18 protein-coding genes and 2 pseudogenes are annotated in these 13,272 nt (G+C 45.4%); 11 read left to right on the plus strand and 9 right to left on the minus strand.

All coding sequences use genetic code 11. The features are described from left to right. Window positions 1–9: 9 nt before the first annotated feature. From AKN87_RS11125 to AKN87_RS11140, 4 genes are all read left to right on the plus strand, one after another. Entirely contained in the window at window positions 10–669 is a 660-nt protein-coding gene (locus AKN87_RS11125; RefSeq protein WP_048768317.1) for an NADPH-dependent FMN reductase, read from the plus strand. Further along, a complete protein-coding gene (locus AKN87_RS11130; RefSeq protein WP_053103469.1) occupies window positions 659–1,198 on the plus strand; it encodes a sigma-70 family RNA polymerase sigma factor in 540 nt (179 codons plus the stop codon). The genes AKN87_RS11125 and AKN87_RS11130 overlap by 11 nt, the downstream gene beginning before the upstream one ends. Before the next feature lie 89 nt (window positions 1,199–1,287). Continuing rightward, entirely contained in the window at window positions 1,288–2,607 is a 1,320-nt protein-coding gene (locus AKN87_RS11135) for a permease (protein WP_053103470.1), read from the plus strand. 40 nt (window positions 2,608–2,647) lie between these two features. Next, on the plus strand, window positions 2,648–2,878 hold the full coding sequence (locus AKN87_RS11140) for a thioredoxin family protein (RefSeq protein ID WP_048768322.1): 231 nt from the start codon (window positions 2,648–2,650) through the stop codon (window positions 2,876–2,878). Between the two features lie 601 nt (window positions 2,879–3,479). Here AKN87_RS11140 and AKN87_RS11145 read toward each other — a convergent pair. Next, window positions 3,480–4,043 carry a recombinase family protein gene (locus tag AKN87_RS11145; protein WP_053103471.1) on the minus strand — a complete coding sequence of 188 codons (564 nt, stop codon included), beginning with the start codon at window positions 4,041–4,043 and terminating at the stop codon, window positions 3,480–3,482. Between the two features lie 196 nt (window positions 4,044–4,239). Between AKN87_RS11145 and AKN87_RS11150 the strand changes: the two genes are divergently transcribed. Beyond that, a complete protein-coding gene (locus AKN87_RS11150; protein WP_199533069.1) occupies window positions 4,240–4,557 on the plus strand; it encodes a recombinase family protein in 318 nt (105 codons plus the stop codon). Window positions 4,558–4,688: 131 nt separating this feature from the next. Here the strand turns inward: AKN87_RS11150 and AKN87_RS11155 are convergent, their stop codons facing one another. Beyond that, window positions 4,689–5,684 (minus strand): GlxA family transcriptional regulator, encoded by a 996-nt coding sequence (locus tag AKN87_RS11155; protein ID WP_053103472.1) that lies wholly within the window; start codon window positions 5,682–5,684, stop codon window positions 4,689–4,691. A 128-nt stretch (window positions 5,685–5,812) separates the two neighbouring features. Between AKN87_RS11155 and AKN87_RS11160 the strand changes: the two genes are divergently transcribed. Further along, on the plus strand, window positions 5,813–6,706 hold the full coding sequence (locus AKN87_RS11160; protein ID WP_053103473.1) for an MBL fold metallo-hydrolase: 894 nt from the start codon (window positions 5,813–5,815) through the stop codon (window positions 6,704–6,706). A 281-nt stretch (window positions 6,707–6,987) separates the two neighbouring features. Here AKN87_RS11160 and AKN87_RS11165 read toward each other — a convergent pair. After that, window positions 6,988–7,323, minus strand: a pseudogene (locus AKN87_RS11165) (winged helix-turn-helix transcriptional regulator); the annotation flags it as partial. 60 nt (window positions 7,324–7,383) lie between these two features. On the opposite strand from AKN87_RS11165, the gene AKN87_RS12255 reads away from it, so the two are divergent. After that, on the plus strand, window positions 7,384–7,521 hold the full coding sequence (locus AKN87_RS12255) for an SEL1-like repeat protein (RefSeq protein ID WP_148561502.1): 138 nt from the start codon (window positions 7,384–7,386) through the stop codon (window positions 7,519–7,521). A gap of 284 nt (window positions 7,522–7,805) precedes the next feature. Here the strand turns inward: AKN87_RS12255 and AKN87_RS12260 are convergent, their stop codons facing one another. Further along, window positions 7,806–7,997 carry a hypothetical protein gene (locus AKN87_RS12260; RefSeq protein ID WP_148561503.1) on the minus strand — a complete coding sequence of 64 codons (192 nt, stop codon included), beginning with the start codon at window positions 7,995–7,997 and terminating at the stop codon, window positions 7,806–7,808. 361 nt (window positions 7,998–8,358) lie between these two features. Between AKN87_RS12260 and AKN87_RS12175 the strand changes: the two genes are divergently transcribed. Next, window positions 8,359–9,521 (plus strand): IS3 family transposase gene (locus AKN87_RS12175; RefSeq protein WP_096334862.1). Its coding sequence is split into 2 segments (ribosomal slippage): window positions 8,359–8,614 and window positions 8,614–9,521, totalling 1,164 coding nucleotides; the frame shifts between segments, so codons are not numbered across the junction. On the opposite strand, the pseudogene AKN87_RS11175 reads toward AKN87_RS12175, so the two are convergent. From AKN87_RS11175 to AKN87_RS11190, 5 genes and pseudogenes are all read right to left on the minus strand, one after another. Further along, window positions 9,437–10,081: pseudogene (locus AKN87_RS11175) on the minus strand (3'-5' exonuclease); the annotation flags it as partial. The gene AKN87_RS12175 and the pseudogene AKN87_RS11175 overlap by 85 nt on opposite strands. 8 nt (window positions 10,082–10,089) lie before the next feature. After that, window positions 10,090–10,215, minus strand: a complete 126-nt coding sequence (locus tag AKN87_RS12595; protein ID WP_408033266.1) for a hypothetical protein — start codon at window positions 10,213–10,215, stop codon at window positions 10,090–10,092. Window positions 10,216–10,218: 3 nt separating this feature from the next. Then, window positions 10,219–10,320, minus strand: coding sequence for a transposase (locus AKN87_RS12390; protein WP_148561504.1), 102 nt, complete (start codon window positions 10,318–10,320; stop codon window positions 10,219–10,221). Between the two features lie 24 nt (window positions 10,321–10,344). After that, a complete protein-coding gene (locus tag AKN87_RS11185) occupies window positions 10,345–10,566 on the minus strand; it encodes a hypothetical protein (RefSeq protein ID WP_148561505.1) in 222 nt (73 codons plus the stop codon). 44 nt (window positions 10,567–10,610) lie between these two features. Beyond that, entirely contained in the window at window positions 10,611–10,949 is a 339-nt protein-coding gene (locus AKN87_RS11190; RefSeq protein WP_199533070.1) for a helix-turn-helix domain-containing protein, read from the minus strand. A gap of 57 nt (window positions 10,950–11,006) precedes the next feature. On the opposite strand from AKN87_RS11190, the gene AKN87_RS11195 reads away from it, so the two are divergent. Genes AKN87_RS11195 through AKN87_RS11205 form a run of 3 tightly spaced genes read left to right on the plus strand, consistent with a single transcriptional unit; the run spans window position 11,007 to window position 13,248 of the window. Beyond that, on the plus strand, window positions 11,007–11,222 hold the full coding sequence (locus tag AKN87_RS11195) for a hypothetical protein (protein ID WP_053103477.1): 216 nt from the start codon (window positions 11,007–11,009) through the stop codon (window positions 11,220–11,222). Window positions 11,223–11,225: 3 nt separating this feature from the next. Next, on the plus strand, window positions 11,226–12,392 hold the full coding sequence (locus AKN87_RS11200) for a site-specific integrase (RefSeq protein ID WP_053103478.1): 1,167 nt from the start codon (window positions 11,226–11,228) through the stop codon (window positions 12,390–12,392). Then, entirely contained in the window at window positions 12,385–13,248 is an 864-nt protein-coding gene (locus tag AKN87_RS11205; protein WP_053103479.1) for an HD domain-containing protein, read from the plus strand. The genes AKN87_RS11200 and AKN87_RS11205 overlap by 8 nt, the downstream gene beginning before the upstream one ends. Window positions 13,249–13,272: the final 24 nt, after the last annotated feature.

The following is a 13,272-nucleotide window of genomic DNA, read 5'->3' on the forward strand; positions in this document are numbered from 1 at the left end:
CTCAATCAGATGAACATACTTATTTTTTTAGGAAGCGTTCGACAAAGCACGCCGCCGGCCCCAGTCCGTCTTGGTGAACGTGTTGCTTTATCGTGCAAGCAACATATTGAGCGTCAGTTTTCAGCGCTTCAAGTTGAAGTAATTGACCCTCTTGATTTTGAGTTAGGACCTATCTTCAAGCCGCATTTTTCCTACACAAACACAGACGTTCCATTATCACTGCAAATATTGGCTGAGAAAATTGAGAAGGCAGATGGTTATGTGATGGTCAGTCCTGAGTACAACCACTCAATGAGCCCTGCGTTAGCCAACTTATTGAACCACTTTGGTAGCTCATTATTTTCTTATAAGCCTTCAATGATTGTGACCTACTCCGCAGGTCAATGGGGCGGAGCAAGAGCCGCTGTTAATATGCGCACTTTTTTATCAGAGCTTGGCTGTCTTCCTGTTTCAGCAATGATCCATATTCCTAAGGCGCAAGAAGTGCTAAACGAAAATGGAGATTTTAGCAATGAAGTCAACCCGGAAAAATGGGCAGGCTATTACCAGAGAGCATTTAGCCAGTTGCACTGGTGGGCAATGGCCGCCAAGCGCCACCATGCTAGTAAAGAGGGTGAGCAACGTCCGGTAGCCTTCAAACGAAATCCTGCGCAACGAAATGCGCCCTGAAATGACGCCTCATTGCGTTTTGAGTGCTTGGGATAGGCATGAACAAGAGCTGCGGATTTTTTTATTAAAAAAAATAGCAGACCCCTATGAGATTGATGATTTACTTCAGGAGTTGTTTTTAAAACTCATTACTCAAGGTCAGTCATTCTGTGGGGTTAAAAATCCAAGGACGTGGTTATTTAGAGTTATGCGAAATTCTCTTACTGATCGTTATCGCACTGCAAAAACGTTTATTGATTTCGATCCCGAGATAGCACAAGTGATTGATGAAAAGCCACCAATCCTTGAGTTAGAGGCGTGCATACTGCGTAACCTTGAAAATCTGTCAGATAAGGACCGTAGTGTAATCGAGCAGTGTGACTTACAGGGCTTGCGCCAAGAGATGTATGCAGAGACACAGGGTTTAACGCTTAGTGCAGTTAAGTCACGCTTACTGCGAGCTCGGCAGCGCCTTAGAGTAGAAATAGTGAATAACTGTCAGGTTAGATTTGATGAAAATGGACACGTTTGCTGTCACGTACCCCGGTAAAGTGTTTTTCTTTGCATCCTTTGGTGAACTCATTCGTCTACATATATGAGAGTGGTTTATCCAGTGATCTTTTTAGGAGTATGCATTAAATGATTAAGCAATTACGTGGGCTCTACGACAGCAATTCGCGTGAGGCCAACCTGCTGCTTTTTATGGTGGCAACTTTTCTTCTTATCTACTTTATTCCTGCCGGCACAGCGCGTTTTGATAATGCTGTTTTGGAAGGGGTACGTTTAACTCATTGGTATGCTCAAGAGCATGTAATTCTGTGTTTACTGCCAGCGTTTCTAATTGCAGGTGCCATGTCGGCATACATTAGCCAAGATACAGTTATGCGTTATTTAGGACCTGAAGCCTCAAAACCCGTGGCTTTTAGTGTTGCATCCGTATCGGGAGCTTTGCTGGCAGTTTGTTCTTGTACCGTTTTGCCTTTGTTTGGTGGTATCTACAAGCGCGGTGCGGGCTTAGGTGCAGCAATAGCTTTTCTCTATTCAGGGCCAGCTATCAATATAATGGCGGTTGTCATTACAGCTAAAGTGCTGGGTGCGGAAATGGGTATTGCACGTGCTGTGGGTGCCATCCTATTTGCTCTGGTGATAGGCATAATTATGCATCTCATTTATCGCAAGGAAGAGGCACAGCGATCAGTAAAAAACAGTCGCGGCTTTGGTGGTGACAAAACTGAAAAACCGATGAGTTCAATTGTGCCTTTCTTTGTATTAATGGTTGGCGTCTTGGTTTTTGCTAACTGGGCAGCGGCTGATAGCCCCGTTTGGATGCAGATTTATGCATGGAAATGGCAGACCACAGCCGTGCTTTCAGCGGCTTTTGCTGGGTTGTTAATCTGGCGTTGGCAATGGCCGCCTAAACAGTTATTTATACTGGCACTAGTGGTCGTTATTTCAGCTCTTCTCGTACCAACAGCCCCTGAGCTACCTTTTGCCCTAGGCATTGCAGGCTTAATGCTTATAGCAGCCTTGCGTGAACAGGACCGTGAATGGTCAGCACAAAGCTGGGATTTTGCTAAACAAATTTTACCTTTACTTTTAGGCGGGGTATTTATTGCTGGTTTCGCACTGGGTCGCCCTGGCCATGAAGGGATTATTCCTTCTGAGTGGGTCTCCATGGTTGTCGGTGGGAATACATTATCTTCAACAATAACTGCATCAGTATTGGGCGCGTTAATGTACTTTTCCACACTCACAGAAGTCCCTATCGTTGATGCGCTAATGGGTGCAGGAATGGGCAAAGGGCCAGCATTGGCTTTGTTATTAGCTGGACCCGCGCTGTCGTTACCTAACATGCTGGTAATTCGAACCATATTAGGTACCGAAAAAACGCTGGTTTATTGTGCTCTGGTGGTGGTAATGGCCACCACAACTGGGTTTGTTTATGGCAACTGGTGGTAATTTCACCTGATGCACTTATGTCAAAAATGAGGAATTAATAATGAAGTTTACTATCTATGGTAGCGGCTGTGCCAAATGCAAACAGTTAACAGCAAATGCGGAAGAGGCTGCAAGTGCGAAAGGGATTAAATACGAAATCGAGAAAATTACCGACACTAACGCCATCATTGATGCTGGTATTATGCGCACACCCGCACTGGCGATTGATGGTGAGATTGTTATTGAAGGCAAGGTAGCTAATGCGGATGAGATTCAGCATTTGCTTCCCTAGACGTCTTCAATTTGATCCGGCGCAACGGAATGCACTTTAAAGTGACTTGAGTCGCAAGACTCAGCCTATGCAATACTTTAACAGCTACTGCTCAGTGTTTTGGCGCTGAGCAGTTTACACTCAGTAATGATCATTTTAACGCAGAGCGTCCAAAGGTAGCTGATGAAATCAGAAACGGGCGGCATTTGGGCTTGAAGTTCAGCGGCGCAAAAATCCAGCCTAAGGGAATATTAAAGTCCATTCAAAAGTAACGAGCTTGAAATAAGATTGATTTCAAGAGGTCCTGCCTAAATATGTAGTGGCTCATATAGACACGTTTACAAGCAGCTTTCTATGCAACCTGGAAGAATGACAGCTTAAGAATTCAGGAATCTATAAAAACATTATCGATTACGCTTTTGGTTTCCCTTAAGTGTAGAGAGGGTATTAATGTCCGCTTTAATCAAAATCAAAGGCTGTTCAAAAACGAAGTTGGTGACTTTTAGTTTGTCTATCAATTAATTATAGCCGCTAAACGTACGCGCCCGGTAGACCTATCTTGAGCCGGGCGACAACAATTAGTCATGGAAAAGTGTTTACGATTGAGCGCTGACTTTTCTGTCTAGACATTCCACAGTCTTTTAATCGTGCTAATACTCACCCCAAGCTCTGCAGCTGCTTTGCTTTGACTTATGCCTTGCTGTTTCAGTGCCTGGACTTCAACTGAACTGGCTACAGGTGGCCGACCTAACTGCTTTCCTAGTTGCTTTGCACGTTGTAACCCTGCATTAGTTCGCTCTATGAGCTGATCGCGCTCGAATTGGGCTACTGCTGCCAACACCCCCATTGTCATTTTTCCTGCTGCGCTGGTTAGATCTGCTCCACCGAGAGCGAGGCAGTGGACGCGAATGTCTTTATCTTCAAGCCACTTAACCGTCTGCACCAGGTCAATCATATCGCGGCCCAACCTATCTAACTTTGAAACTATGAGACGGTCACCGGGTTCCATGCGCTCAAGCAGCTTATTAAATCCTTCGCGCTGACTTGCACTGGTGCTGCCGCTGACTGTTTCTTCGATCACGCGATGCGGCTCAATGCTAAAGCCTGCCGTCTGCGCTTCTATTAATTGGTTTTCTGTTTTCTGATCTGCGGTGCTGACTCTGGCATATAAGAAGGTACGCGCCATGATTATTCCCCTTTCCAGTATCATAAACGTAGGTGCATAATACATAGCGGTATCAATACTGCAAAGGCTATATTTTGATACCAGCTGAAGGGGGTGTTCTGGGGGGGGTGTCATAAACGGTCGTTTTTGAACCCGTCTTTGGAGAAGGTCACACTATTATTCTTGCGGAGCAATTTGACCGACCAGCTGGATGACGTTGAAAAGCTTAGATAATACAGAGTTCACTGCATCTATAATTCAAGCGGTTAACGGAATGCTACTCGACATGCTGGCAGCAGTAGCACGTAAAGATTACGAAGATCGGCGTAGGCGTCAGTTGCAAGGAATCGAAAAAGCGCGAGCGGACGGAAAGTACGCTGGGCGTAAACCTGATTTGAAAAAGCGTGTAAATATTGCATCGCTGCTTAAGGCTGGCCAAAGCTACTCAAGTATTCAAGTAACTCTGGGTTGCTCCCGGCATTTGATTGCTGATGTAAAGAAAGGAATGGATACGTTAGAGTCAGCTCAAATATAAATAGGTAGCCAAACTCACTACGCCACTACAGTAGTCTGAGTGAAGCTATCTGTATTTCAGACGAATTACTGGATGGCAAAGTTTGTGGCCGAATAGTGGTCGATGTGAATCGCTGATAGGTAAGTTCTCACTTAATCCATTAGAGTAGCCTTATCTGCTGGCTCATCAAACCTACTGTCACGAAAAGTGCGACGGTAATTGGAGGGCGAAGTGCCCAGCTGAGTGGAAAAGTGCTGACGCAATGACAGCGCGGTGCCGAAACCAACGTCTGCGCTGATGCGTTCAATCGATAAATCGGTGGTTTCTAGCAAGTGTTGTGCTCTGGCGACCCGTTCAGCGTTTAACCATTGACTCACCGTCGTACCCGTCATATCCCGAAAGCGTCGGGTAAAGGTACGGCGACTCATGTTCGCCTCGTCCGCCAAGGTATCGACCGATAAGGGTTGCGATAGCTTATCACGCGCCCATTCCAGTAGGCCTGGCAGGCGGTTATCGTTGGACAGTTGTTGTACGGGGCGTTCAATGTATTGGGCTTGGCCGCCTTGCCGGTGTGGTGGGGTAACCAGCATGCGGGCAAGGTGATTTGCTGTTTCAAAGCCGTGGCGTTGCCTGATCAAGTGCAGGCAGCAATCAATGGCAGCAACGGTTCCAGCCGAGGTGATAATGTTGTCATCAGCCACATACAACACATCTGGACGAAACACAGCCTGTGGAAAACGCTGCGCAAACATGTCACGTACTGCCCAGTGGGTGGTCGTTTCTCTTCCATCGAGCAGCCCAGCATCACCCAACACAAAAGCCCCCAAACACAAACCCACAATCAGTGAGCCCTGAGCATGGGCGAGTTGTAACGCTGAAATCAACTCGGCGGGCGCAGGCAACTCAGCATTTTCCCATGCAGGAATTATGATGATATCGGCCTGTTCCATGGCCTCCAACCCATCGCGCACCTCAATCATCACGCCCTGATCACTGCTAACAGAGCCAGGGGTTAGCGTGCAGTAGGTCAGATTGTAACGCGGAGAACCGGGTGGGTTTTCACTCGTACCGAACACCAGCCCCGGTACAGAAAAATGAAACAAGCTTATGCCCTCAAAAGCAAGCACGGCAATCTCTACATCACTCATAAATACCTCTGCAATTAGTTGTTGGCCCGATTGTATTGATTATTGTCATATAGGCCACTTTTGCACATACGATGTACGTTTTAGACTGAGCACTATTATTAACCAATAACGTATTTGGAGTTGTACACATGTCCATTAAGATTCTCGCGAGCTCCCTTGCTTTGGCAATCAGCCTTGCCTCCGGCGTTGCATTTGCCCAGACAACTGCGATCGATGTTTCACAAGCGGCCCAAGAAGCTGTGCAACTGCAACAGATTCGCAATGCCACAGTAAAAATCACCTACGCAGATACAACTTTCCTGATCGACCCGATGCTGTCAAAGAAAGGCTCTTACCCCGGCTTTAAAGGAAGCTACCGTAGCAAGTTACGAAATCCCTTGGTAGATCTGCCAATGTCGGAACAAGAAGTACTCGCTGGAGTCGATGCGGTCATCGTCACTCATACGCATCTGGACCACTGGGATGATGCTGCGCAGGAGTTCCTGCCCAAGGACATTCCGTTGTATACACAGCATCAGGCCGATGCCACTCTTATTCGTTCGCAGGGCTTCACCAATGTCCGAGTACTATCTGACAAGGCTGAGTTCGGCGGGGTGACCCTGAGCAAAACTGGCGGCCAGCACGGTACAGATAACATGTACGCATTGTCTGAAGTGGCAACTCTGCTAGGTGATGCCATGGGTGTGGTCTTTCAGGCCCCCGGTCACAAAACACTCTATCTTGCAGGAGATACCATCTGGCGTGATGAAGTTGATCAGGCGCTGGCTGAATACGAGCCTCAAGTAATCGTGCTAAATGCGGGTTATGCGATGCTGAACGGCTTTGACGCATCCATCATCATGGGTAAAGAAGATGTACTGCGCGCCGTTCAAGCTGCTCCGAACGCCACTATAGTTGCTACCCACATGGATGCCATCAACCATATGGCCCTGAGCCGTGAAGAGCTGAAGAAATATGTAGAAGAAAACAACATTCAAGATAAGGTTGAGATTCCCGAAGATGGTGTCTTGATAGATTTTTGATCAAACCAGTGACTTTCAAATAATAATATCTGACTAACCCCTTGTGGTAAAAAATTAACAACCATAAGGGGTTAAATATGAGCAAAGCCTACCGCTATTCAGATGTGTTTAAACAAGGTGCAGTTAACTAGATGGTTATCCATAGCTAGCCTGTCGCACGAGTTGCTACACGTTGAGATATCAGTAACGGCGGGGTATAAAAACACTGATTGCTTCCCATCATGTTGAGGATGAGAAGCTATGTGCTCTTAAGGATGCAGTTTTATATTCAGCTAACTATATTAACTATCTTCTTTTTTATCTTCTTGAATCAGTTGTTCACGTCGTAAAAATGCCCAATCGATCAATGCCTCCATTGATGGCCCTAACGCAATGCCCATTTGAGTTAAATGATACTCAACCTTCGGTGGAACTTGTGGGTAAACCGTTCGCTCTACAATGCCATCTTTCTCAAGCTGCTTCAGTTGTTGGATAAGCATTTTTTGATTTATGTTATCTATACGTCGTTCAAGCTCGGAGAAACGCAGAGGACTTTTTGCTGCAAACAGTTGGCAGATAATCACCATTTTCCACTTTCCCTCTAGGACTCTAAGCGTCTCACTCGTTGCCGCAGCCCAAACAAGCTGTTGTTCTAGTCCTCACTAGGGAACCGCGCATTCTGCGCATAAAACCTGGCTATGCTGTATATCAAAGGTATCGGCTTAGGAAAAGACAAAACCAAAGGGCTGATGTGGTTGGCAAAGGCCGCCTCCCTCGGTCACTCAATTGCCAAGCAGCAGATCGCCACCTTACATTTGCGTGACCCCCACTTATAGCCCTGCTTATACAGGTCAATTTATCAACATCTGTCAAGTTATCTGAGCATCAAAGAAGTTCTTGCAACACCAGCGAGCTGCCGCATAAGTGGCTATTGCTAACCACGCATAAAGCCAGAGTTAATGGTGTGGTAACTCCACAGACAGCCCAAAAGCGATTTATTACTTTCTATCATCGTAAGATAACAAGCGATAACTAGCAGGCAGGCATTGAATTTCCTGATAAGACAGAGCTAACAATTTCGCCGCTAACGTGGTGTGGATGAGACCTCTCACAGCCATGATTACTCATTAAAAACCAGCTCTTTAGGCTGGTTAGTGGCATTTACAGTGCCCACACCAAAGTCAGTGACTTTGCGGGTTTCATTTCCTTGGATCGCATCAATATTATGCTCGCGAGACAGTACGCGTTGGCCTTTAATGACTTCATCCATCTGCTTAACGCTTTCAAGAAGCTCGTTGAAAAATATACTCATAGTGTTATTTCTACCTCCCACACTAAACTGATAAGCAATGCAGATTTAGCCTACAACGGGAAAACATTTTGAAAATGGGCCTGAATTACATAGGTTGTAATATTTACTCATTTACTCATTTACTCAAAAAACCATCTTGTATCGAGACGTTGGGCTGATCGCCTCGACAATGTTCCTCGAGCTTGCTGAGCCGCATAGCTCATTTAAAAACGCTGTTTCTTCAGCATAATCATCCTCAGAAACAATCGTCCACCAGTGACGATTATCACCATCCCAGCGATAGCCTCGTTTCTTCACTGTAGTGGTCTAATGAAACCAGACATCTACTTAGGCGATAATGTTCGCCATAAAGAGGTGCTCTATGATAAACAAACAACGTACTTTTACTCCAGAATTCAAACAAGAAGCCGCTAGCTTGGTGCTTGATCAAGGCTACAGTCTTGCCCAAGCCTGCACATCATTAGGTGTGAGTAAGTCGGCCTTGCACCGATGGGTTAAACAGCTCTCAGAAGAGCGTCAAGGTATCACTCCAAAAGGTAAAGCAATAACCCAAGAACAACAGCGCATTCAAGAGCTTGAAGAGCGCTGCAGACGGCTTGAGATGGAGAAATCCATATTAAAAAAGGCTACAGCTCTCTTAATGTCGGACGATTGGAAACATACACGCTAATTGAGAAGTTAAGAGAGTATGCCCCTGTTGAAATCGTGTGTGCGACCTTTGAGGTTAATCGCTCTTGTTACTATGAGTATCGAAAAAGATCGCGACGAGTAGATGTCGAGCACATCAAGCTAAGAGCGCTGGTAAGTCAATTATTTAACAAGAGTCGCTACTCAGCGGGCAGTCGCACTTTGCAATGTATGCTGAGTAAACAAGGTGTCACTATAGGTCGTTTTAAGGTGCGTAAGATGATGAACGAACTCGGTCTATCATGTAAGCAGCCAGGCTCGCACGTGTACAAACAAGCCACGCTTGAACGACTTGATATACCGAACCGTTTAGACAGGAAGTTTGCTGTAACACGACCTAATCAAGTTTGGTGCGGGGATATTACTTACATCTGGACAGGTCAGCGCTGGAGTTACCTAGCAGTTGTTTTGGATCTTTATGCTCGACGGGTAGTTGGTTGGTCTATGTCTGAAACAGCTGATGCCAGCTTAATCGTAAAATCGTTAGAGCATGCATGGGAGCAGCGCGGTCGTCCGCAAGGTGTGTTATTTCACTCAGATCAAGGCTCACAGTACGCTAGCTATCAGTTTCGTCAGCGTCTATGGCAATATCGCATGGTTCAAAGTATGAGTCGCCGAGGTAACTGCTGGGATAATGCACCGGTGGAGCGACTATTTCGTAGCTTAAAAACAGAGTGGGTACCAATGTTTGGGTATAACAGTTTTATGGCTGCTCAAAAAGATATCAGTGGTTACCTGATGAAATATTATAATCAGCAACGACCACATACATTTAATCGTGGCTTGACTCCGCTAGCAGCGGAAGAAATTCTTAACAAAGTGTCTGGAATTATTTGACCACTACACACCACTTCACGGTCAGCATAGGAAACACCTTTAGCGAGAACCTTAAAACTGGCTTCCTGCGCATTGGCTAAAAGCTCCGGTAGTGCATTTGGTACGCTTTCAAATAACTGCACCATAGCAAAACAGTCCGTTGCAGCGCGGTGGCCATCATAAAAGTAGCCATTTTTCAGTAGTAAATACTCAAGCTTTGCGCTTTCAAAGCCATGTGCACGCCAATCAATATCCTTAACGCTGCATGCCCAAACCTTATTGGCCATTTCAGGGAAGCGAATATCAAAGAACGCACGATCAAACTGGGCGTTATGTGCGATCAGTACATTGGAACTGTTAACAATACGCGCCACATGAGCATCATCAATACGTTTGCCGGCAACCATCTCGTTGGTAATGCCGGTAACATCCGTGATTAACTCGCTGATTGTCTGCTTAGGACATTCTAACTGACTACTGATTTCGATGATTTCAGTAATCTTTCCCAAGCTTGGGCTGTAGGCCACCTGCACCAAACCAATCTCAATCACCTCATCCGAACCTGCTGTAAAGCCTGTCGTTTCAAAATCTAACGCTTATTTTCAGCTCGTAACTTTTTTAGCTCTTCACGCTCATCGATACTCAACGCAGCACCGCTGGCTTGAGCTTCTTGCTGCTCTTTCCACTTGTAAAGCAGGTTCGTATTGACACCCAAAGATCAAGCGGCTTCGGCCACGCTGTAGCCTTGATCAGTAACCAGGGCAACGGCTTCTTTTTTAAATTCCTGAGTGTAAGTTTTATACACGCGCTTCTGATTCATATTTCACCTCAAACTAGACAGGGTCTATTGTCTCTCATTGAAGTGTCTATTTGTATTAGGCCAGAACACTGCGACCTCAATGCCGATTCCTTTAGCAGGGAGGGTTTGAGTCAGGCCAGTAGTTTTACGGATTTCTTTTACTTGAAAGGCACCAATATGAGAGTCGCAGGATGGCGCAGGCTTGGCCTTAATGATTTCATCCATCTGTTGCACACTTTCTAAAAGATCGTCGAAGAATGTACTCATGGTGCTGCCCTTCAGGTTAAAAAGCTTTTTTAGGTTACCAAGCGTCAATTATCTTGGCTCTGTTCTTCTTCTTTGTCCCCTTCCTCATCAGGAATGTACTGCAGTAATTCTCCTGGTTCACATTCAAAATACTTACACAGCGCATTAATAGTCTCTGTCGTACAGGCATAGCCAGGAGTGTTAGCTATGCGTGTCAAAGTCGCACGACTGATTCCAGTCTGCTTACTGACCTCTGCAAGAGTGATTTTTCTTTTCTCTTTAAATGATTTGTTATCCAGTTGCTGGACAAGAAGCACTCTGATCATGGGCTTATCTGTGATTGAAATGAGTCTGCATTGTAGCAAAGGCCTCATAAAAGATGCAAAAAGATCTTGACTTGCCATTTTTGTGATGTATTCTAATCACAAATGACGCAAATCAATCACAAAGGAGTATTTGTCATGACGACTTACTTGACTACAGAAGAGCTTTCGCAGCGTATTAAATACGATACTCGCACTATTCGGCAGTGTTTGATGAACGCTGTTTTATTTGAAGGCGTTCACTACATTCGCCCTTTTGGCGGTCGAAAAATCTTATTCATTTGGGAGCAGGTCGAGGAAACGATGCTGCATGGCGCTTCAGCTAACGATTTAATCAATATGATGGAGGGGTAAGCCATGGCTACTGTTAATAGCCGTGACGGCAAACTGTATATAGATTTTCGTTATCGTGGCATTCGTTGTCGTGAGCAAACGCGTGTTGCAGATACGCCTGCAAACCGGGCGCGACTCGAGCGGCTACTTCTCATGATTGATGGGCAGATTAAAAAGGGCACTTTTAATTATGCTCATCACTTTCCTTGCAGCCCGCGTGTTGCTCAATTTGAAAAATTAGCTGATGCCGAGCGTACTGCAGGGATAAGTGGCAGTACGAAATTATTCTCATCTTTTGCTGAGCGGTGGCTCTCTGAGAAAAAGGTGGAGTGGCGTGAGAGTCAGATTGAAACAGTTGAAGGCATTTTTAATGTGCACCTCTTGCCTAAATTTGGCGCATTACAGGTCTCTGAGATTAGTAAAAGTCAGATTTTAGGCTTCAGGAAAGGACTGCATGAGCCTGATATTTTAAAAGGCCGCAAACTGTCACCCTCTAGAATTAATCACATCATGACCTACTTGCGGATGGTATTGAATGATGCTGCAGAGCGCTTCAAATACGAGTCCCAGTGGAAGAATATCAAGGCTATTCCTATACCGCGCTCTGAGGTCAAACCGTTTAGTTTGACTGAGATTATGCGCATGCTTAAGGCTGTGCGAGAAGACTATAAACCGTATTACACCGTGCGTTTTTTTACAGGTCTTCGCACGGGTGAGATTGATGGTTTGCCTTGGAAGAATGTTGATTTTGAACGCCGGGTCATACATGTCCATCAGGCTCTTGTGCGAGGCTCGATTGGACCAACTAAAAACAGCAGCTCATATCGCACACTGATGATGACTGATTCAGTTTATGAGGCAATGAAAGAACAATGGACCTTGACTGGGCATCGCAGTGAGTTTGTCTTTTGCGGACGTAATGGCCAGCCTTTAGATTATCGTAATGTTGCTAACCGGGTTTGGTATCCCTTGCTGAATTACTTATCTATGGAGCGGCGCAACCCTTATCAGACACGACACACAGCAGCTACTTTATGGCTTGCCGCAGGTGAAGCGCCTGAGTGGATTGCGCGTCAATTAGGACACTCCAATACGGGCATGTTGTTCAAGGTTTACTCGCGATACATACCAAATTTACGTGGCCGTGATGGTGCCGCATTTGAGCGTTTACTGGAGGCAGCAGATGAGTAAAAAAACACAGCATATTCTGGCATGGGTATTGAAAGTGAGTGAAGATGGTACGACAGAAACTTGGACTCTATCGAACTCTAAAGTAAATATGTTCATCACAGCTAATAAAGGTGCGATGAGCCATGTGAATGAAAATGGAGCCCTGGCTAATATTGATTTTTGTAATGGGAAGTTGGTTGGTAAGCCAATAATTGTTGACCCTCATATCACCGCAGGGTTTGCATATAAACAGTTTCAGATGGTTATGCCTGGTCATGAGGAAAGGCTGCGAGTAATGTGGACCTTGCTAGGGTTGATTGAAGACCCTGCGCTTAAGGCTTTTTATTGGTCAGTGTTAAGTGACGATAAAATTATGAGTAAATTTTATCGGGCAAAAGCTAGCGAGAGCCATCATCACTGCCATGAAGGCGGATTGTTTGAGCATAGTGTTGATGTTGCTACTGCCGCAGTTTTACATGCCCGTCAAAATGGTTTGGGAGATCGTACTGCTAATATTGCTTTTGTTTCTGGGATATTGCATGACATCGGAAAAATTGAGATGTACTACAACAACCCAGGTGCAAAAAAAGCAGAGGGTTGCCAGCATGAGGCTTTAAGTTTTATGGTTTTATCTGAGCAGTTGGAGGCATTAAAAGCAGCGGACGCTGTATTGTTTGATGCTATCTCCAGCACACTAACGGCCAAGATGGGTAGCTCGCGCAATGAGTACTTGTCAGAAACTATTGTGCGTATGTGCGATAGAATTTCAGCAGATGCGCATCGGACTCGTCAGGTTTTTGCAGGTAAACCTGCACACTATTGGTATGTGCGTTCAGCTCGAGATAAGCGAGTTTTTAAACGTCTTGATGAGGCGTAATGGCTACTAAAAGGGCATGGATGC

Source organism: Thiopseudomonas alkaliphila, from assembly GCF_001267175.1.
In the GTDB taxonomy this organism is placed as follows: Bacteria; Pseudomonadota; Gammaproteobacteria; order Pseudomonadales; family Pseudomonadaceae; genus Oblitimonas; species Oblitimonas alkaliphila.

Coding starts and splice junctions, on each gene's coding strand:
- AKN87_RS11125 (WP_048768317.1), top strand. CDS start 10: ATGAACATACTTATTTTTTTAGGAAGCGTTCGACAAAGCACGCCGCCG.
- AKN87_RS11130 (WP_053103469.1), top strand. CDS start 659: ATGCGCCCTGAAATGACGCCTCATTGCGTTTTGAGTGCTTGGGATAGG.
- AKN87_RS11135 (WP_053103470.1), top strand. CDS start 1,288: ATGATTAAGCAATTACGTGGGCTCTACGACAGCAATTCGCGTGAGGCC.
- AKN87_RS11140 (WP_048768322.1), top strand. CDS start 2,648: ATGAAGTTTACTATCTATGGTAGCGGCTGTGCCAAATGCAAACAGTTA.
- AKN87_RS11145 (WP_053103471.1), bottom strand. CDS start 4,043: ATGGCGCGTACCTTCTTATATGCCAGAGTCAGCACCGCAGATCAGAAA.
- AKN87_RS11155 (WP_053103472.1), bottom strand. CDS start 5,684: ATGAGTGATGTAGAGATTGCCGTGCTTGCTTTTGAGGGCATAAGCTTG.
- AKN87_RS11160 (WP_053103473.1), top strand. CDS start 5,813: ATGTCCATTAAGATTCTCGCGAGCTCCCTTGCTTTGGCAATCAGCCTT.
- AKN87_RS12255 (WP_148561502.1), top strand. CDS start 7,384: ATGCTGTATATCAAAGGTATCGGCTTAGGAAAAGACAAAACCAAAGGG.
- AKN87_RS12260 (WP_148561503.1), bottom strand. CDS start 7,997: ATGAGTATATTTTTCAACGAGCTTCTTGAAAGCGTTAAGCAGATGGAT.
- AKN87_RS12390 (WP_148561504.1), bottom strand. CDS start 10,320: ATGAATCAGAAGCGCGTGTATAAAACTTACACTCAGGAATTTAAAAAA.
- AKN87_RS11185 (WP_148561505.1), bottom strand. CDS start 10,566: ATGAGTACATTCTTCGACGATCTTTTAGAAAGTGTGCAACAGATGGAT.
- AKN87_RS11190 (WP_199533070.1), bottom strand. CDS start 10,949: ATGGCAAGTCAAGATCTTTTTGCATCTTTTATGAGGCCTTTGCTACAA.
- AKN87_RS11195 (WP_053103477.1), top strand. CDS start 11,007: ATGACGACTTACTTGACTACAGAAGAGCTTTCGCAGCGTATTAAATAC.
- AKN87_RS11200 (WP_053103478.1), top strand. CDS start 11,226: ATGGCTACTGTTAATAGCCGTGACGGCAAACTGTATATAGATTTTCGT.
- AKN87_RS11205 (WP_053103479.1), top strand. CDS start 12,385: ATGAGTAAAAAAACACAGCATATTCTGGCATGGGTATTGAAAGTGAGT.